This is a genomic window from Methylobacterium sp. Gmos1 (genome assembly GCF_053764715.1).
In genome coordinates this window covers 538,616-557,175 of sequence record NZ_JBSNCC010000001.1, presented here as the reverse complement: position 1 = coordinate 557,175, position 18,560 = coordinate 538,616, and the positions used below count along the sequence as shown (strand labels likewise).

Sequence of the window (18,560 nt, the reverse complement as noted above, 5' to 3'; positions counted from 1 at the left end):
GCAGAAGGTTCGGACCCGTCGTGTCGATCAAGGCCGCCCTGCACCACGTCACGTCCTACACCTACGACCGGCCGATCGCCCTCGGCCCGCAGGTGGTCCGCCTGCGGCCGGCGCCGCACACGCGCTCGCGGATCGAGAGCTACGCCCTCAAGGTCACGCCGGCCAATCACTTCGTGAACTGGCAGCAGGACCCGAACGGCAACTGGCTCGCCCGCCTCGTCTTCCCCGAGAAGACGACGCAGTTCCGCATCGAGGTCGACCTCGTCGCCGACATGTCGGTGATCAACCCGTTCGACTTCTTCGTCGAGGATTACGCCCAGACCCAGCCCTTCGCCTATCCGGACGAGCTGAAGGCCGAGCTCGGCCCCTACCTCGCGGTCGAGGAGGGCGGGCCGGAGATCGACGCGCTGATGGCGCGGCTGCCGGCCGAGCCCAACACCGTGCTGTTCCTGGTGGCGCTGAACGCCCTGGTGCGCGATTCGGTCAACTACGTCGTGCGCATGGAGCCGGGGGTGCAGACCCCGGCCGAGACCTTGCGCAAGGCCAGCGGCTCGTGCCGCGACTCGGCCTGGCTGATGGTGCAGGTGCTGCGGCGCCTCGGGATGGCCGCCCGCTTCGTCTCCGGCTACCTGCTCCAGCTCGTGCCCGACACCACCGCCGTCGACGGGCCGGCCGGCACCACGACCGACTTCACCGACCTCCACGCCTGGGCCGAGGTCTACGTGCCCGGCGCCGGCTGGATCGGGCTCGACGCCACCTCGGGCCTGCTGTGCGGCGAGGGCCACATCCCGCTCGCCGCGACCCCGCATTACCGCTCGGCGGCGCCGATCGCCGGCCTCGCCGAGCCGGCCGAGGTCGAGTTCGACTTCGGCATGACGGTGACCCGCGTCGCCGAGGCGCCGCGGGTGACGAAGCCCTTCTCCGACGAGGCCTGGGCCGCCCTCGACGCGCTGGGTGACCGGATCGACCGCGACCTCGACGAGGAGGACGTGCGCCTGACCATGGGCGGCGAGCCGACCTTCGTGTCGATCGACGACTTCGAGGCGCCGGAGTGGAACGCCGCCGCCGTCGGGCCGACGAAGCGGGGCCTCGCCGACCAGCTGATCCGTCGCTTACGCGACCGCTTCGGCCCCGGCGGCTTCCTGCATTACGGCCAGGGCAAGTGGTATCCGGGCGAGAGCCTGCCGCGCTGGGCCTTCGGCCTGTACTGGCGCAAGGACGGCGAGCCGGTCTGGCGCAACGCCGACCTGATCGCCTCCGAGACCGGGCCGCGCGAGGCCGGCATCAAGGAGGCCGAGGCCCTGGCCCGGGGGCTTGCCCGCCGCCTCAACCTCGAACCCTACATCCAGCCGCTGTTCGAGGATCCCGAGCACTGGGAGCGCAAGGCCGCGGAGCTGCCGGTCAACGTCACGCCGCTCGACCCGAAGGTCGGCGACGAGGAATCGCAGCGGCGCATGACCCGGGTGTTCACCCGCGGGCTCGAGAACGCGGTCGGCTACGTGCTGCCGCTCGCCAACGTCACGGTCGGCACCGACCGGCACTGGGTCTCGGAGCGGTGGCAGCTCAAGCGCGGGGCGATCTACCTCGTGCCGGGCGACTCGCCCGCGGGCTTCCGCCTGCCGCTCGCCTCGCTGCCCTACGTGCCGCCGGGCGACTATCCCTACTACGTGCCGCAGGATCCCCTCGAGCAGCGCGGGCCGCTCTCGGCCGTCGCCTCGGCCCCGCCGCGCCCGCAGGCCCCGGTCGGCGTCGCGGTGCGCACGGCGCTCGCCGTCGAGCCGCGCGACGGGGTCCTGTGCGTGTTCATGCCGCCGGTCGAGCGGGTGGACGAGTACCTGAGCCTCATCTCGGTGCTGGAGGACGCGGCGGCCGAGATCGGCCAGCCGCTCCACGTCGAGGGCTACGAGCCCCCCTACGATCCGCGCCTGTCGGTGATCAAGGTCACGCCCGATCCCGGCGTGATCGAGGTCAACGTGCAGCCGGCCCGGACCTGGCGCGAGGCGGTCGACATCACCACCGGCCTCTACGAGGATGCCCGCCAGACCCGGCTCGGCGCCCAGAAGTTCATGACCGACGGGCGCCATACCGGGACGGGCGGCGGCAACCACGTCGTGCTCGGCGGCGCGAGCCCGGCCGATTCGCCGTTCCTGCGCCGGCCCGACCTCCTGAAGAGCCTGGTGCTGTACTGGCAGCGCCACCCGTCGCTGTCCTACCTGTTCTCGGGCCTCTATGTCGGCCCGACGAGCCAGGCGCCGCGGATGGACGAGGCCCGCCACGACGGGCTCTACGAGCTCGAGATCGCGCTCGCCCAGGTGCCGCCGCCGAACGGGCCGGAAGTGCCGCTCTGGCTCGTCGACCGCCTGTTCCGCAACATCCTCACCGACGTCACCGGCAACACCCACCGGGCCGAGATCTGCATCGACAAGCTCTACTCGCCGGACGGCCCGACCGGGCGCCTCGGCCTCCTGGAGTTCCGCTCGTTCGAGATGCCGCCCGAGGCGCGGATGAGCCTCGCCCAGCAGGTGCTGCTGCGCGCCCTCGTCGCCTGGCTGTGGCGCGAGCCGCAGGAAGGCGGGTTCGTGCGCTGGGGCACGGCGCTCCACGACCGCTTCATGCTGCCCCACTTCCTGTGGGAGGACTTCCAGTCGGTGCTGGGCGACCTCAACCGGGCCGGCTACGCCTTCGATCCGGCCTGGTACGAGGCGCAGGCCGAGTTCCGCTTCCCGCGCTACGGCGAGGTCGAGCGCGGCGGGGTCAAGCTCGAGCTGCGCCAGGCACTCGAACCCTGGCACGTGCTCGGCGAGGAGGGCGCCATCGGCGGCACCGTGCGCTACGTCGATTCCTCGGTCGAGCGCCTGCAGGCCAAGGTGTCGGGCTTCGTGCCGAGCCGGCACGTCGTCACCTGCAACGGCCGGCGCCTGCCGATGACCGATACCGGCCGCTCCGGCGAGGCGGTGGCGGGCCTGCGCTTCAAGGCCTGGCAGCCGGCCTCGGCCCTGCACCCGACGATTCCGGTCCACGCGCCGCTCACCTTCGACGTGCTCGACACCTGGAGCGGACGCTCTCTCGGTGGTTGCGTCTACCACGTCGCCCATCCGGGCGGGCGCAACTACGAGACCTTCCCGATCAACACCTACGAGGCGGAAGGCCGCCGCCTCGCCCGCTTCCAGGAGAACGGCCACACCCCGGGCCGGGTGAGCGTGCCGCCGGAGGAGCCCCGGCGCGAGTTCCCCCTGACCCTGGACCTGCGCACGCCCAGCGCCCGATGAGCGGGGCGCTGGCGGAGGCGGAGACCCCGGCCCCTCCGGCCGGGCCGCAAGTGACCGGGCTGCAAGACGACGGACCGGAGCAGCGGCTGGCGCGCTGGACCGCGGGCTACACCGCCCTGCCGGGCCTGCCCGACGAGCTCGTCGGCCCGGACGGTGGCTTGCGCCCGGCCTGGGACCGGTTCCTGCGCCGCCTCGCCGGGCTCACCGACGGCGAGATCGCCGCCCGCCTCGCGGCGGCCGGGCGCCACATCCACGAGACCGGCATCGCCTACCGCGCCTACGGCGAGGCGACCGAGCGCGACTGGCCGATCGGCGCCTTGCCGCTCCTGATCGAGGGATCGGAGTGGGGGGCGATCGCCGCCGGGGTGGCGCAGCGCGCCGAGCTGCTGGAGGCGGTGCTGGCCGACCTCTACGGCGACGGCGCGCTCGCCCGCGCCGGCCTGCTGCCGGCGGCGGCCGCGGCGGGCGACCCGGAATTCCTGCGCCCCCTCGTCGGCGTCGCGCCCCCGGGCGGGCGCCACCTGCACTTCTACGCCGCCGACCTCGCCCGCGGGCCGGACGGCGCTTGGCGGGTGCTGGCCGACCGGACCCAGGCGCCGTCCGGCGCCGGCCACGCCCTCGAGAACCGCCTCGTCATGGCCCGGGCCCTGCCGGAGGTCTACGGGGCGCTCGACGTCGAGCGCGTCGCCTCGTTCTTCCAGGCGTTTCGCGATGGGCTCGCGGCGGCGGGGACCCGGGCCGAGCCGCGCATCGGCCTGATGACTTCGGGGCCCTACAGCGACACCTACGTCGAGCAGGCGGTGCTCGCGCGCTATCTCGGCTTCTCCCTCGTCGAGGGCGACGACCTCCTGGTGCGCGACCGGCTGGTGTTCATCCGCACGGTCGCGGGCCTCAAGCGGGTCGACGTGCTGTGGCGGCGCGTCGACGGCGACTTCGTCGATCCGCTCGAGCTCAACCCCGCCTCCCGCCTCGGCGCGCCCGGCCTCGTCGAGGCCCTGCGCTCCGGCGCCGTGGCGATGGGCAACATGCCGGGCACCGGCCTCGTCGAGAGCGCCTGGCTCACCGCCTCGCTGCCGGCCCTGTGCGAGCGGGTGCTCGGCGAGTCCCTGCGCCTGCCCGGCCTGCCGACCTGGTGGTGCGGCGACCCCGCGCAGCGCGACGCGGTGCTGGAGCGGTTCGACTATCTCGCCTTCCGTCCGGCGGCGGCGCCGGCGCAAGGCGCCTTCACCAGCCGCGCCTTCGGCGAGAAGCGCGACGCGGCCGAGACCGAGCGCCTGCGCGCGGTGCTGCGCGACCGGCCCGGCGACCTCGTCGCGCACGAGCCGGTGCGGCTCTCCACCGCCCCGGTCTGGGACGGCACCCGGCTCGTGCCCCGGCCCTTCGTGCTGCGGGTCTTCGCCGCCGCCACGCCCGAGGGCTGGCAGGTCATGCCCGGCGGCTTCTGCCGCATCTCCGAGACGCCGGACGTGCGACCGGTAGCGATGGGGGCGGGGGTACGCGCCGCCGACGTCTGGGTGCTGTCGCCCGGTCCCACCACCGCGCAGGCGACCCTGCTGCCGCCGAGCGACCAGGTGGCCGTGCGCCGGGTGCCCGGCCTGCTGCCGAGCCGGGCCGCCGACAACCTGTTCTGGCTCGGCCGCCACCTGGAGCGGACCGAGGCGGTGATCCGCCTCACCGCCTGCCTCCTCGACGGCGCCGGCTCCGTCTCGATGGCGCCGGAGGACCGCGCCACCTCGGCCCGCATCCGCGCCCTGCTGCACGCCTGGGGTGCCGTGCCCTCGGCCGAGGGGCCGGCGGCGACGCTCGCCCACCACGCCCTCTCGGACGGGGGGCAGTGGGGCTCGGGGCTGTCCCACGCCCTCTCGGCCCGGCGCAACGCCGCGTCGTTGCGCGAGCGGCTGTCGGGCGAGACCTGGCGGGCGCTGTCGGCCCTGCGCGAGGTGCTGGAGGCGCCGGCGGACGCACCCGACTCGGAGGCCGCCCTCCTCGACCGGGCCGAGCGCGCGCTGTCGCTGACCGCGGCGCTCGCCGGCCTCGCCCAGGAGAACATGAACCGGGCCGGCGGCTTCGCCTTCGTGGAGATGGGCCGGCGGGTCGAGCGGGCGGTCAATGCCTGCCGCTTCGCCCTCGATTTCGGCGCGGCGGGCGCCAGCACCGACGATCTCGGGGTGCTGCTCGACCTCGTCGATTCCCGCATCTCCTACGGCGCGCGCTACATCCTCGGCGTGGCGCTCGCGCCGGTGCGCGACATGGTGCTGCTCGACCCCTACAACCCGCGCTCGCTCGCGTTCCAGGTCGAGCGCCTGGCCGAGCGCCTGGCCCTCCTGCCGTCCCTGCGCCAGGACGGGGTGGCGGAGCCGCCGGCGCGGCTGGTGGCGGGCCTCGCGGGCGAGATCGCCGCGGCGGAGGCCGCGACCCTGCCGCTCGCCACGGTGGCGGAGTGGGAGATGCGGCTGTGGGGGATCGCCGAGGCGATCGGTGCCCGCTACTTCCCGGGCGGGTCGGACGCCGCCCGGCCCGAGAACCTCACCACCCTGGCGTGACCTCCCCGCACCGATGCTCTACCGCCTGCGCCACCTCACGGCCTACGCCTACCGCAACCCGGTGGGCTTTGCCCGCTGCACCTTGCGCCTCGCGCCGGCGGCGGGGGAGGGGCAGGCGCTCCTCTCGCACGAGGTGGTGGTCGAGCCCGCGCCGCCGAACGCGACCGAGCGCACCGACTTCTTCGGCAACCGCGCGGTGTCGCTCACCGTCGAGACGCCACACCGGGAATTCCGGATCGACGCGCGCTCCCGCGTCCGGGTCGAGCGGCCGCCGCTGCCCGACCTCGCGACCGGGCCGGCGTGGGAGGAGGTGCGGGCGCAGGTGCTGACCTGGCCCGGCCTCGATCCCGACGCGCCGCTGCACTTCGCAGCGGCGAGCCGGCGGGTGCCGCTCCTGCCCGAGATCACCGACTACGCCCGGGCGAGCTTCCCGCCCGGCGGCGGCGCCTATGCGGGCGCCTTCGACCTGATGCGCCGGATCCGGGCCGATTTCACCTTCGATTCGGAGGCCACCGAGGTCGGCACGCCGCTCAGCCAGTCCTTCGCCGGGCGCCGGGGCGTGTGCCAGGATTTCTCGCACATCATGATCGCGGCCCTGCGGGGCTTAGGCCTGCCGGCGGCCTATGTTAGCGGGTACCTGCGCACCCTGCCGCCCCCGGGCCAGCCGCGGCTGGAGGGGGCGGATGCGAGCCACGCCTGGGTCTCGGTCTGGTGCGGGGAGAGCTGGATCGGCCTCGATCCCACCAACGGCATCGGCGTGCAGGACGACCACATCGTCGTCGCCCGCGGCCGCGACTACGGCGACGTCGCGCCGGTCGCCGGTATCATCGCCGGATCGGGGGCGCAGAGCCTTCAGGTCGCGGTGGATGTGGTGCCGGAAGAGGAGGAGGGGGGCGGGCCGGGCTGATGCGCTAGACTTCGGGGAGACGGAGGTCCCGGCCCGCGGGTGCGACACCAGCCGAGTGCCGCCGTTCAGGGCGGGACAGGGCCGGCGTGGCGAGGAAGAGAGTGGGCCTGTTCCAGGCGCCCGGCCTCAACCTGGATCAATCTCCGGCGATTTCGTGCCGTCGGAATGGCGGTCTCTGCGTCATCGCCTTCGTGAAGCGGGGCCGTGACTGGCAACGATCGGACGAGACGGCCGCCCATGCCATGAAAAGCTCTCGCGTCCCCCTCCCCGCAGGGGAGGAGGGAGAAACCTGTGCTACTTCATTCACCGGCACGCTCCGCGCCCGCGGGACGGGGATCCCGCGACATCTCGGACCAGGGCGTGACCGGACAAGCCGCGAGGTCGGGTTACCGCGGCGCTCCGCGCCCCGGCTCTCCCGCTCCCGTCGCGCTGCCGCCGGCGCGCGCCCCGGGGGGCACCGCCGCCGCGCCGGTGGTGCCGGTGCTGAGGCTGCTGTGGCCGGCGCCCTTGCCGCTGTCCTGGCTGATGCCCGGCTGGCCGGCGGCGCCGGTGCTGTTCGGGCTGCCGGACCCCGCGCCGAGCGCGCCGCCACCCCCGCGGACCCTCCCGAGCCTCCGCCCGCCCCTTGCGCCGCCGCGAGCCCGGCGCTGCCGGCGACGAGGGCGACGGCGATCGTCATGCTCCGAATCCGTCCCATCGAGAATCCTTTCGTCGAGAGCCGGCCCGCCCGGGGGCGGACGTCGCGGGGGCAATCGGCGCCGGCTGCCCGCGTTCCGGGGGGCAGCCATAGCCGCCGGGGGGCAGCCATGCCGTCGGCGCAGCAGAACCAAGCAAGCTGCGCCTCGTTGCCCCGCCATGGAACTCACGCTCCAGCCCGTGCGCGTCAGGACCGGGGACGAGGCCGAGCGGGGATTGCTCGTCTTCGCCGACGGCACCCTCGCGGCGGTGCTGGTCTGCCTGTCCGACGCGTATGGCGAGGAGGCCGGCCAGTGGTTCCTCGAAGTGGGCTTCGGCAGCCTCGCCTCGCCGCAGCCGCGGGTCTTTCCCGATCTCGATGCGGCGGAAAGCTGGATCGCGCGGCGGCTCGGGGGCTAGGTGCATCGTCCCCCTGACGCGACAGCGCCGATGATGCCCCCTCGCACCCCGGGACTGCACACCTCGCGTCGGGTTGCGCGGCGCGATGGTTCGGGATCGTTGCGAAAGCCGAGCCACCCTGCGCGATCGAGCGTGATGGAAGGCCATTGGCTCGGTGCGACCGGCCGGGGCGGGCCGTGCCGCTCACAGGAGTTCGCCGTGCCAGGCCGTCAGGCCGACCGGCGGGCTCGTCACGCGACTCGCTCCCCCGATCAGGGCGGTCCCGGGGCGCGGCGCGGCGCGTGAAGCCCGCCGGTATTCCCCGGGCGGGACCCCGAACGCGTCGCGAAACAGCCGGCCGGCGTGGCTCGGCGAGGTGAAGCCGGCGGCAGCCGCCAGTTCGTCGATCGTGCGGTGCTCGTCGGCTCGCACCAGAGCGCGGCGCAGATGCGCCACGCGCTGCTGCTGCACGAATCGGGCGACGCCGCCCTGCGTCTCGAACAGCCGGTAGAGCGCGCTGCGCGACAGCCCGGCCCCGGCGGCGATGTCCGCGCTGGTCAGGCCGCGCTCGCCGAGATGCTGCGCGATGTAGGCGAGCACCCGGGCCCGCGCGCGGCCCGACGCGACCGGCGGCGGCAGCGGGGCGCCCTTGTCGCGCAGCGACGCCAGGGTCGCACCGAGCATCAGGCAGAGCGAGTCGGCCGCCGCGCCGGCGATCTCCGGCGTCAGGGCCGACGCATGCGCCGCCAGCGAGCGGGCGAAGTCGCTCACCAGGCCCGCCTCGCGCGGCCCCAGGACGAGGCCGTGCAGGTCGAGGCCGTCCAGCGCCGCGGCATCGAGCCGGTCGCGGGCGACCGAGGCGGTGACGATGCGCGCGCCCTCGGTCCAGGTGCGTTGCGGCCGGGTGAGGTCGAACAGCGCCAGGCTCCCGGCCTCGACCCGGCGGACCGCGCCGGGCACCTCCAGCATCAGGCTGCCGGCGAGGACGAGGTGGAGCGCGACGTGGTCGAAGCCGTCGCGGGCGACCCGGCGGGGGCCGCGAGCGTGCGAGATCCCGGCCAGCCGTCGGTCGAACAGCAGCATCCGCGGCAGGCGGTGGGCGACGACCGCGGTTCGCAGCGGGCCGGCCGAGGATCCGTTCCCCAGCCGTTCGACGTCGCTGCCGCCGCTGTAGAGCGTGCGGTAGGCCTCGAAGGCGTCGTCGTCGGCCCGGCCCGGCGCGGCCTTGTCCGGCCCGAGGATGATCGTGTCCATCGCGCTCGCCCCCGCTCAGCGGGCGGCCCGCCTCCGTCCGGTCTTGCGGCCGAGGAGGTAGGGCGCGCCCGCCAGAAGGGCAACGATTCCCGTCGCATAGGCCAGCGCGCAGGCCGCCAGCAGGGCGCGGCCGAGCCCCGCCTCGCCGAAGACCCGGTCTGAGAGGAGCCCGACGAGGGGCGGGCCGAGCCCGAAGCCCGCGAGCGTGATGCCGGCCATGAACGGGGCGGTGACGCGCCCGCGCAGGGCGCGCGGCGTCATGATCTGCAACCCCGCCAGCGTCGCCACCGAGCCGATGCCGAGGCCGAAGAGCAGGGCGGCGAGAGCCATCGTCGCGAGGGGCAGGCTGTCGGCGAGGCAGACGATGCCGAGAAGCGGCAGCGTCCCGACGAGGGCGCCGAGCAGCAGCCGTCCGCCCGGCAGGTCCGCCTTCGCCCCCCGGTCGAGGAGGCGCCCGCCGGTGAACTGGCCGAGCGGGGCGGCGAGCGCCACGACGGTACCGAACAGCATCCCGGCGGACGACAGCGACAGGCCGAAGCGGCGCACGAGGAGTGTCACTCCCCAGGCATTGGTGGTCTGCACCACCAGGGTCACGGCGGCGCCGGCGACGATCATCGCGGCGTAGCGCCCGGCATGGCGGGCAAGCCACGGCCCGGCCCGCCTCCGCCGCACGGGCCGCGCGCCGCCGCGGCCGGGATCGCGCACCCGCAGCAGCAGGACGATGACGACGAGGTTCGGCAGGACGCTGAGGACGAACAGCACCCGCCAGGCCGCGACCGGGGCGGGCAGGCCGACGACCGGCACCATCGCCGGCAGCAGGGCGAGGAGCCCGCCGCCGAGACCGAGCGCCGTGCCGCGCCCGAGCACGGCGCCGGCGGTGTAGAGCGACACGCCGTGCCCGATCCGGTCCCGCGGCTGGCGCGCGGCGATGAGCGCCAGGGAGGCGGGCGTGAGGACGGCCTGGCCGAGGCCGAGGCCGGCGCGGGCGAGGGCGAACCCGCCGAGATCGGTCGCGAGCCCCGCCCCCAGGGAGGCGAGGCTCCAGACCAGGATCCCGGCCGCGATCAGGCGCGGGCGGTGCAGGCGGTCGACGAGCGGGCCGGCGGCCAGGGAGGCGAGGGCGTAGGCCGTCACGAAGGCGGTGCCCTGGGCGAGGCCGAGCTCGAAGTCGCTCAGGCGCAGGTCGGCCTTGATCGCCGGGGCGACCAGGGCCGCGATGAACCGGTCCGCGAAGGCGAGGAGATGGGCGCCGGCGAGCAGCCAGACGCCCGGCCAGGCCGGGCCTGGGAGGAAGCGCATCGGGTCGCCGATCAGGCCGCGGGAGCGGCGCGGCGTGCGTCGAAGGCGGGGATGTCGTCCATCGGTGTCGGTCGTTCCGAGTTTCGGCAGCGGCGGATCGCGTGATGCTGCACTCCTGACCCAGAGTGAGCTGCCGGGACAACGGGCTTGCCAGCATGGCCGGCCTGCGCTTCTGTCGCGGCCGGGTGGCGCGGGCCGAGGGCACGCCGGGCGCGCCGGGCCGTCACGGCTAAAACCCCCCGAGTGCCGCGCCCGCGGGAGCACGCCCCGCGGGCCCCCTCTCCGGAGATCGCCATGGATCAGGCCAAGCTCGCGGCCCTGCGGGCCCGCTACCTCGACGCGACCGGCGGCGACATCGACGACCCCGACTTCGCCAAGGCCGCCGCGCAGCAATTCAGCGAGAGCGACCGGCGCAAGTGGCCGTTCGCCGACCCGGCGACCTTTCTCGACCTGCCGTTCCGCCCCGAGGCCGCAACGCTGCCGGACTTCGGCGGCCTCGACGTAGCGCTGATCGGCGTGCCGATGGATCTCGGCGTCACCAACCGGGCCGGCGCCCGCCACGGGCCGCGGGCGGTCCGGGCGGTCGAGCGCATCGGCCCCTACGAGCACGTGCTGCGGATCACCCCGGCGGCGGAGCTGACGGCGGCGGATATCGGCGACGTCCCGTTCCGCAGCCGCTTCTCCCTCGAGAGCTGCCACGAGGACATCGAGGCGTTCTTCTCGACCGTGGTGAAGGCGGGCGTGGTGCCGCTGGCGGTCGGCGGCGACCACTCGATCAGCCGCGCGACCCTGCGGGCGGTCGGCGCCTCGCGCCCGGTCGGCATGATCCACATCGACGCCCATTGCGACACCGGCGGCGTCTACGAGGGCTCGAAGTTCCACCACGGCGGACCCTTTCGCCAGGCGGTGCTCGACGGCGTGCTCGATCCCGCCCGCACGATCCAGATCGGCATCCGGGGCGGTGCCGAGTACCTGTGGGAGTTCTCGTACGTGTCGGGCATGACGGTGATCCACGCCGAGGAAGTGCCGCGGCTCGGCCTGCCGGCGGTGATCGCCCGGGCGCGGGAGGTCGCGGGCGACGGTCCCACCTACGTCTCCTTCGACGTCGACAGCCTCGATCCCGGCTTCGCGCCCGGCACCGGCACCCCGGAGATGGGCGGGCTCGCGCCGCGCGAGGTGCTGGAGTTGCTGCGCGGGCTTGCAGGAATCGACGTCGTCGGCGGCGACGTGGTCGAGGTGGCGCCGCAATACGATCCGACCAGCAACACGGCGCAATGCGCCGCGCAGGTGCTGTTCGAGCTGCTGTGCCTGGTGGCGGCGCGGCGGCGGGGTTAGGGCATCGGCCGGCGAAGCTCGCCGGACGATGCGGCGGAATCGATGATCCGGAGCGGTCTTCGGTTGCAAGGCCGCGGGACACGGCGGCGGCGCAGGACCTGAACGACCCGGGCAGCCCGATCTGGCGCCCTCCTGATCATCCCGGGTTCCGCTGCGCGGCCCCCAGGATGACCAGGAGGGTATCGGGTCGGACGGCGCGCACGCGGATCGCGCCCTTGCGTCGCTGTCGCGTACCGTGTTGCCGCGACATCGGCCCTCGCGACCGACATGTCGGGATCAAGTCCCGCCATCCCGGTCCTGCGAAGGGCTGTCGAGGGTGAAAGAAGGTCGCCGGGTGCCAAGATCCGGCTCCGATCAAGGATCGCAGACTGAAAATAACATTTATCAATTGACTTGAGCATTCGATCTTGTGTCCTGGCTGCATGCCGCGAACGCGAGATCTATGGCCGCACGGCGACGGCGAGATCGCCGCGCTGATCCGCTCGTTCGAATGGGCAGCGACCCCGCTCGGGCCGATCGCGCGCTGGCCGCAGAGCCTGAAGACCATCGTCGACCTGATGCTGTGTTCGCCCAGCATGATGAGCCTCGTCTGGGGGGAAGAGGCGATCCACCTCTACAACGATCGCTTCGCCGACCTGCTCAGGGAGCATCGCGTCCGCGCCCTGGGGCAGTCGGTCCACGAGACGTTCGCCCGCTCCCGGGGCGTCTTCGCCGGTGACCTCGCGGCCGGCATGGCCGGAGAGGCGACGCGGCACGTCGGACAACGCTACCCCGTCCTGCGCGACGGCCGCCTCGGCGATGCCTGGTTCGACGTCGACTACGTGCCGGTCCGCGACGAGACCGGGCGAGTGGCCGGCGTTCTCTGGACCCTCAAGGAAACGACGGCACAGCACCTGGCGGAGCAAGCCCTTCGCGCGAGCGAGGTCCGGCACCGTCTCCTGATCGAGAGCTGGGCGCAGGCGGTGTGGGAGACCGATCCCGACGGCGTCGTCGTCGCCGACAGCCCGAGCTGGCGGGCCTATACCGGCCAGACCCTCGCAGAATGGCTCGGCTACGGGTGGCTGGACGCGATCCACCCCGAGGACCGAGCTTACGCCGAGCGGCAATGGCGGGAAGCGATCGCGGCGCGCGGGCTCGTGAACGCCGAGTTCCGCCTTCATGCCCCGGGCGGCCGGTGGCGCTGGACCAATGTCCGCGCCGCGCCCGTGCTCGATGCGAGCAGGGCGATCGAGACGTGGGTGGGCGTGAATATCGACGTCGACGATCGCAAGCGCGCCGAGGTGGCGTTGCGCGAGAGCGAGGAGCGGTTCCAGCAATTCGCCAGGGCGTCCGCCGCAGGCCTCTGGATCAGGGATGCGGCCACGCTGGCGATGGAGTTCGTGAGCCCCGCCGTCGCCACCATCTACGGCGTGGATGCCGCAATCCTTCTCGGCGACGTGACGCGCTGGGCCGCCCTGATCGTGCCGGACGACCGCGACGTCGCCCTCGACCACCTGGAGGCGGCGCGCGCGGGCGAGGCGGTGGTGCACGAGTTCCGCATCCGGCGTCCCTCGGACGGCGCCTTCCGGTGGATCAGGCACACCGACTTTCCGCTGCGTGACAACGGCCATATCCCGCGCATCGGCGGCATCGTCGAGGACGTGACCGAGGCCAGGCTCGCCGCCGAGCACTCGGCCGTCCTGCTGGCCGAGCTCCAGCACCGGGTGCGCAACATCATGGCGATGATCCGCTCGGTGACCCGGCGCACCGGCGAGCGGGCCGCCAGCGTGCCGGATTACGCCGAGCTGATGATGGGCCGCCTGCTCGCCCTCGCCCGGGTGCAGGCGCTCCTCACCCGCGCGGCGAATGCCAGCGTGGCGATCGCCGGCATCGTGCATGACGAGGTGAGCGCCCAGGCGCAGCACGCGGGACAGTACGACCTCGAAGGACCCGACGTCGCGCTCTCGCCCAAGGCCGCGGAGGTGCTGACGCTCGCCGTGCACGAACTGGCCACCAACGCCCTCAAGTACGGCGCCCTGTCGACCCCGGACGGCAAGGTCACTGTCCGCTGGACCGTCGTCGAGAGGCGCGGCGGCCCGTGGCTCGCCTTCGACTGGTCGGAGGAAGGGGGGCTCGGGCGCCCGCGACCGACCCGGGACGCGCCCCGCCGGCGGGGCTTCGACAGCGAGCTGATCGAGGGGCGCATCCCCTACGAGCTGCGCGGGCGGGGCAGGCTGACGATCGGGCCCGGTGGCGCCCGCTGTCATCTGGGATTCCCGCTCAGGGACGGCGCCAGCATTCTCGAGACGGGCGCGCCGCAGCGCATGACGGTGTTTGGAGGAGCCCTCGACATGACGGTTGGACCGGATCTCACGGGTCGCCGTGTCCTGGTGGTGGAAGACGACTTCTACCTCGCGACGGATGCCGCCCGGGCTCTCGAGGGCGCGGGTGCGGAGGTCGCCGGCCCGTGCGCGACCGAGGAGGATGCGCGGGCGGAGCTCGACGGGCAGCGCCCCGATGCCGTCGTGGTCGACATCAACCTCGGTTCGGGTCCGTCGTTCAGGCTGGCCGAGACGCTGAAGGACCGCGGCATCCCGTTCGTGTTCACGACCGGGTACGACGCCGAGGTGATCCCGGCCGAGTTCGTCGGCGTCGAGCGGCTGGAGAAGCCGTTCCAGCTCCGGCAGATCGTCGGCGCCGTCGCGAGGCTGACGGCGGCGGCCTAGCCGAGCGAATGGGCCGGCGAGGGGCCGCCCACGGCCCCTCGCCGGCCTTGAGGCCTCACCCCCCGGCCACGCCCTGCGCGTCGACGTAGAGCGCGTAGAGCGACTGGCTCGCCGCCATGAACAGCCGGTTGCGGTGCCGGCCGCCGAAGCAGACGTTGGCGCAGCGCTCCGGCAGGCGGATGCGGCCGATCAGGCGGCCTTCGGGGTTGTAGACCATCACCCCGTCGAGGGCGTCGTCGCCCATGCCCCAGCCGCACCACAGGTTGCCGTCGGTGTCGCAGCGGAAGCCGTCCGGCGTGCCGGGGCCGGCATCGATGTGGACCCGCTGGTTGATCAGGCGCCCCCCGGCGACGTCGTAGGCGAGGATGCGGCGGTTGGGCTGCGCCCGCGACTCGACGAGGTAGAGGATCGATTCGTCGGGGGAGAAGCACAGGCCGTTCGGCCCGGCGAGGTCGGTCGCCACCGCCGCCAGCACCCCGGTCTCCGGGTCGAGGCGGTAGACGTTCTGGGGCGATTCCGGCTCGGCGCGCTCGCCCTCGTAGTTGCCGAGGATGCCGAAGGGCGGATCGGTGAACCAGACCGCGCCGTCGGAGGCCACCACCACGTCGTTGGGCGAGTTGAGGCGCTTCCCCTCGTAGGACTCGGCCAGCACCGTGATGGCACCGTCGTACTCGGTGCGCGTCACCCGCCGGCCGCCATGCTCGCAGGTGACGAGGCGGCCCTGGCGGTCGCGGGTGTTGCCGTTGGCGAAGTTCGACGGCTTGCGGAACACCGAGACCGCGCCGCTCTCCTCGTCGTAGCGCAGGATGCGGTTGTTCGGGATGTCGCTCCACAGGACGTAGCGCCCGTCGCCGAACCAGACCGGCCCCTCGCTCCAGCGGCAGCCGGTGGCGAGGCGCTCGACCCCGGCGCTGAACACCCGGTAGCGGGCGAAGGAGGGGTCGATGACCTCGACGGCGGGGTCGGGGTACCGGGTCGTCGGCGTCCACACGGGGGCAGTCCTCCTGTCGCTTCTTCTGGCGGCGGACCATCGCGGTCCGCCGCGCCCGATGCAAGGTGGTCCGGTTCAGCGCGCCCGCCGGCAGCGGCATTCGGCGCGCCACAAGGGGGCCGAGCGCCCTCCCGGCATCCTGGCCGCCGCGAGCCGCGACGGGCCGGCCGCTGGCAAGCGCGCGCCCACCGTGTCGCGACGATCCTCGACGACGGGCCGTCGCTCCCCGATGATGGGGCGTGACCCCGCACCGTCCGGGGCACCAACACCAACGAAGCGGGAGGATGCATGAGCCAGGCAGCGGGAATCCGGGTCGCCCTGTCGGGGGCGGGCGGGCAGATCGGGGCGGTGCTGCGGCCGCGGCTCCTCGATGCCGGGGTGATCCTGCGCTCCGGTGGCGGTCCGGCGGCGCTGGTGCCGCTCTCGGAATCCGAGACCGTGACGACCGGCGACCTGCGCGACGCTAACGCCGTCGACCGGCTGCTCGAAGGGACCGAGGTCCTGGTCCACATGGCCGGCACCAGCGTCGAGAAACCGATGCCGGAGGTGATCGAGAACAATCTCGTTGCCCTCCAGGCCGTCTACGAGGGCGCCCGCCGCCACGGCTTGCGCCGCGTGGTGTTCGCCAGCTCCAACCACGCCTTCGGCATGCATTCGGTGAACGACCGGCTCGCCATCGACGCGCCGTTCCGGCCCGACGGCGCCTACGGCCTGAGCAAGGCCTGGGGCGAGCTGATGGGGCAGATGTACTGGGACCGGCACGGCATCGAGGGGGTGGCGATCCGCATCGGCAGCGCCCTGCCGCGGCCGACGGAGTTCCGCCACCTCTCGACCTGGCTCGGCCACGACGACCTCGCCCAGCTCGTGCTGCGCAGCATCGCGGCGCCGATCCCCGGCTACGTCGCGGTCTGGGGTGCTTCCGACAACCCGCGCAGCTACTGGGACAACAGCGCGGCGGCCGCTCTGATCGGCTACCGGCCGACCCAGTCGGCGGAGGATTGGGCCGAGGAGATCCTGGCCCGGGAGAACCCCCTCGACCCGGTCGCCCGCACCCTTCAGGGCGGCAGCTTCACGACGATGGACTACACGCCGCAGGCGGAGCGGCCGGGGCGGGCCGGGTGAGGCGCTGACGCCGCCGCGCAACCCCCCAACCACACGGAACTCGGGCGAGCCCGAGCTCCGCATCCACGTGCCGAGGCCGGTCGTGCCCGCACCGGACCGGGGGAGGGTTTTGCGCGCGCAGCCCCTGAGATAAGGGGCTTGCCGCGCGCATTCCGCCTCGGTCGCCTCACGCCTCGGCCAGCACCCGCGCATTCTCCCGGATCGCCGCCTCGCTCACCGCGATCCCGAGCCCGGGGCCCTGCGGCACCACCACCTCCCCGGCCTCGACCGGTACGCGGGCCTCCAGCACGTCCTCGGTCAGCACGTGATGGGGCATGTAGAACTCGCAGCCGAGCGAGATGCCGGGCGTTGCCGCGATGAGCTGGGTGCCGGCGGCGAGCGCGATGCCGCCCTCCCACAGGGTGCCGCCGTAGCCCGGCAGGCCGGCGGTCTCGGCGATCGCCATCAGGCCTTGCGCCTTGAGCATGCCGCCGCACTTCATCAGCTTCACCGAGACCGCGTCGGCGGCCCGGCGGCGCACGACCTCAAGGGCGTCGGCGGCGTCAAAGCAGCTCTCGTCGGCGAGGATCGGCGTGTCGAGGGCGGCGGTCAGCTCCGCCATCGCGTCGAGATGGCGGCGCGCCACCGGCTGCTCGATGAAGGTCGGCCGGAAGGCCTCGACGTCGCGCAAGGTCCGCAACGCCCCGAACGGCGCCAGCGCCTGGTTGTAGTCGACCCTGAGATCGATGGCGTCGCCGAAGACCGCCCGCATCGCCTCGAGATGGCCTAAGTCCTCGGCATGCGACGTCACCCCGGTCTTCACCTTGAACAGCCGGTGTCCGTCCGCCGTCATCGCGTGCATGCGGGCGAGGTCGGCCTCGAAGTCCGGATCGGCGATCGAGAACGAGAGCGGGATCCGGTCCCGCACCCGGCCGCCTAGCAATTCGGCCACCGAGAGCCCGGTGGCGCGGCCGAGGATGTCGAACAGCGCCATCTCCACCGCCGCCTTGGCGTCGGTGTGGCCGGTGAGCGCCCGGTCGAGGTCGGCGGCGAGCGCCCGGACGTGACGCGCCGAGCGGCCGAGGATCAGCGGGCGCAGATAGGTGTCGAGGGCCGAGAAGGCGCCCTCGGCCGTGCCGGTGAACACCTGCCAGGGGGCGGCCTCGCCCCAGCCGACGATCCCCTCGCGCGTCGTCAAGCGCAGGAGCACCCGCTTGACCGTGCCCTTGACGTCGCCGACGCCCTGGCGGCGGGCCATCTTGATCGGGCTCTCGATCAGGACGACGCGCAGGTGCTCGACGACGAGCGGGTCGGTGAGAACGTGGCTCACGTGAGCCCTCCGTCGACGTGGACGACCTGGCCGGTGACGTAGGACGCCGCCGGCGAGGCCAGGAAGGCGATCACGCCGGCGATCTCCGCCGGATCGGCGCGGCGCCCCAGCGGAATGGCGGATTCGAGCGTCGCGATCGCCTGCGCCGACAGGGCTCCGGCGCGGCCCGGATCCTTGCGCGTCAGGCCCGGCGCCACGGCGTTGACGGTGATGCCGTCAGGCGCCAGCTCGCGGGCGAGGCTCCGTACCAGGGCTTCCAGCGCCGCGCGGCCGGCGGAGGAGGCGGAGAACAGCCCGAGATCGGCCCGGTAGAGGTGGGCGACGTAGGACGACACCGCGACGATCCGCGGCGCGCGGCCCGCCCGCAGCAGCGGCGTCGCGCTCTGCGCGAGGCGCAGGAACGACTCCGCCGAGAAAGCGAGCGCGCCCGCGAGGCTGCCGGGATCGAGCGCGAGCGCGCCGCCCCTCTGCGCCTTGCCGGCGGCGGCCACGACCGCATCGAGGCGCCCGAAGGTCTCGGCGGCGAGCCGCACGCCGCGCGGGCCGGTCTCGGGGTCGGCGAGGTCGCCGAGCCAGGTCGCGACCGGGGCGCCCCGGGCGCGGACGGCCTCGGCCACCTCGGCGAGGCCCGTGGCGTTGCGTCCGCTATGCAGCACGAGGCCGTGGCCGGGGGCGGCCAGCGCCAGCGCGGTGGCGCGCCCGATGCCGCTGCCGGCGCCCGTGACCAGGGTGACCCGGGTCATGTCGAGGTG

At 73.8% G+C, this 18,560-nt stretch carries 12 protein-coding genes; 7 read left to right on the top strand and 5 right to left on the bottom strand.

What is annotated here, in order from left to right:
• Window positions 1-20 precede the first annotated feature (20 nt).
• The 4 genes from ACS5PV_RS02505 (at window position 21) to ACS5PV_RS02490 (ending at window position 7,814) form a co-directional block, all read left to right on the top strand.
• The gene (locus tag ACS5PV_RS02505) at window positions 21-3,269 is read left to right on the top strand and encodes a transglutaminase family protein (protein WP_455393787.1); all 3,249 of its coding nucleotides are present in this window, start codon (window positions 21-23) and stop codon (window positions 3,267-3,269) included.
• Complete coding sequence (locus tag ACS5PV_RS02500; RefSeq protein ID WP_455393786.1) at window positions 3,266-5,812, top strand: circularly permuted type 2 ATP-grasp protein; 2,547 nt, start codon at window positions 3,266-3,268, stop codon at window positions 5,810-5,812. The genes ACS5PV_RS02505 and ACS5PV_RS02500 overlap by 4 nt, the downstream gene beginning before the upstream one ends.
• 13 nt (window positions 5,813-5,825) lie before the next feature.
• The gene (locus tag ACS5PV_RS02495) at window positions 5,826-6,719 is read left to right on the top strand and encodes a transglutaminase family protein (RefSeq protein WP_455393785.1); all 894 of its coding nucleotides are present in this window, start codon (window positions 5,826-5,828) and stop codon (window positions 6,717-6,719) included.
• Window positions 6,720-7,574: 855 nt separating this feature from the next.
• Complete coding sequence (locus ACS5PV_RS02490) at window positions 7,575-7,814, top strand: hypothetical protein (RefSeq protein WP_455393784.1); 240 nt, start codon at window positions 7,575-7,577, stop codon at window positions 7,812-7,814.
• Between the two features lie 183 nt (window positions 7,815-7,997).
• Here ACS5PV_RS02490 and ACS5PV_RS02485 read toward each other — a convergent pair whose 3' ends face one another.
• On the bottom strand, window positions 7,998-9,047 hold the full coding sequence (locus tag ACS5PV_RS02485) for a helix-turn-helix domain-containing protein (RefSeq protein WP_455393783.1): 1,050 nt from the start codon (window positions 9,045-9,047) through the stop codon (window positions 7,998-8,000).
• A 15-nt stretch (window positions 9,048-9,062) separates the two neighbouring features.
• Window positions 9,063-10,346, bottom strand: a complete 1,284-nt coding sequence (locus ACS5PV_RS02480; RefSeq protein WP_455393782.1) for an MFS transporter — start codon at window positions 10,344-10,346, stop codon at window positions 9,063-9,065.
• A gap of 294 nt (window positions 10,347-10,640) precedes the next feature.
• On the opposite strand from ACS5PV_RS02480, the gene speB reads away from it, so the two are divergent.
• Together speB and ACS5PV_RS02470 are read left to right on the top strand one after the other, a co-directional pair.
• A complete protein-coding gene (speB, locus tag ACS5PV_RS02475) occupies window positions 10,641-11,681 on the top strand; it encodes an agmatinase (protein ID WP_455393781.1) in 1,041 nt (346 codons plus the stop codon).
• A 422-nt stretch (window positions 11,682-12,103) separates the two neighbouring features.
• Entirely contained in the window at window positions 12,104-14,386 is a 2,283-nt protein-coding gene (locus ACS5PV_RS02470; RefSeq protein WP_455393780.1) for a PAS domain S-box protein, read from the top strand.
• 55 nt (window positions 14,387-14,441) lie between these two features.
• Here the strand turns inward: ACS5PV_RS02470 and ACS5PV_RS02465 are convergent, their stop codons facing one another.
• Window positions 14,442-15,377 carry an SMP-30/gluconolactonase/LRE family protein gene (locus tag ACS5PV_RS02465; RefSeq protein ID WP_455393779.1) on the bottom strand — a complete coding sequence of 312 codons (936 nt, stop codon included), beginning with the start codon at window positions 15,375-15,377 and terminating at the stop codon, window positions 14,442-14,444.
• 288 nt (window positions 15,378-15,665) lie between these two features.
• Between ACS5PV_RS02465 and ACS5PV_RS02460 the strand changes: the two genes are divergently transcribed.
• Window positions 15,666-16,499, top strand: coding sequence for an NAD-dependent epimerase/dehydratase family protein (locus ACS5PV_RS02460; protein WP_455393778.1), 834 nt, complete (start codon window positions 15,666-15,668; stop codon window positions 16,497-16,499).
• A gap of 166 nt (window positions 16,500-16,665) precedes the next feature.
• Here the strand turns inward: ACS5PV_RS02460 and ACS5PV_RS02455 are convergent, their stop codons facing one another.
• Complete coding sequence (locus ACS5PV_RS02455) at window positions 16,666-17,736, bottom strand: enolase C-terminal domain-like protein (protein ID WP_455393889.1); 1,071 nt, start codon at window positions 17,734-17,736, stop codon at window positions 16,666-16,668.
• Window positions 17,737-17,804: 68 nt separating this feature from the next.
• Window positions 17,805-18,551 carry an SDR family NAD(P)-dependent oxidoreductase gene (locus tag ACS5PV_RS02450; RefSeq protein ID WP_455393888.1) on the bottom strand — a complete coding sequence of 249 codons (747 nt, stop codon included), beginning with the start codon at window positions 18,549-18,551 and terminating at the stop codon, window positions 17,805-17,807.
• Between the last annotated feature and the right edge of the window lie 9 nt (window positions 18,552-18,560).

What these genes read in the sequence shown, in the direction of transcription:
- ACS5PV_RS02500 (WP_455393786.1), top strand. Translation starts at nt 3,266, where the DNA reads ATGAGCGGGGCGCTGGCGGAGGCGGAGACCCCGGCCCCTCCGGCCGGG.
- ACS5PV_RS02495 (WP_455393785.1), top strand. Translation starts at nt 5,826, where the DNA reads ATGCTCTACCGCCTGCGCCACCTCACGGCCTACGCCTACCGCAACCCG.
- ACS5PV_RS02490 (WP_455393784.1), top strand. Translation starts at nt 7,575, where the DNA reads ATGGAACTCACGCTCCAGCCCGTGCGCGTCAGGACCGGGGACGAGGCC.
- ACS5PV_RS02485 (WP_455393783.1), bottom strand. Translation starts at nt 9,047, where the DNA reads ATGGACACGATCATCCTCGGGCCGGACAAGGCCGCGCCGGGCCGGGCC.
- ACS5PV_RS02480 (WP_455393782.1), bottom strand. Translation starts at nt 10,346, where the DNA reads ATGCGCTTCCTCCCAGGCCCGGCCTGGCCGGGCGTCTGGCTGCTCGCC.
- speB (WP_455393781.1), top strand. Translation starts at nt 10,641, where the DNA reads ATGGATCAGGCCAAGCTCGCGGCCCTGCGGGCCCGCTACCTCGACGCG.
- ACS5PV_RS02470 (WP_455393780.1), top strand. Translation starts at nt 12,104, where the DNA reads ATGCCGCGAACGCGAGATCTATGGCCGCACGGCGACGGCGAGATCGCC.
- ACS5PV_RS02460 (WP_455393778.1), top strand. Translation starts at nt 15,666, where the DNA reads ATGAGCCAGGCAGCGGGAATCCGGGTCGCCCTGTCGGGGGCGGGCGGG.
- ACS5PV_RS02455 (WP_455393889.1), bottom strand. Translation starts at nt 17,736, where the DNA reads ATGGCCCGCCGCCAGGGCGTCGGCGACGTCAAGGGCACGGTCAAGCGG.
- ACS5PV_RS02450 (WP_455393888.1), bottom strand. Translation starts at nt 18,551, where the DNA reads ATGACCCGGGTCACCCTGGTCACGGGCGCCGGCAGCGGCATCGGGCGC.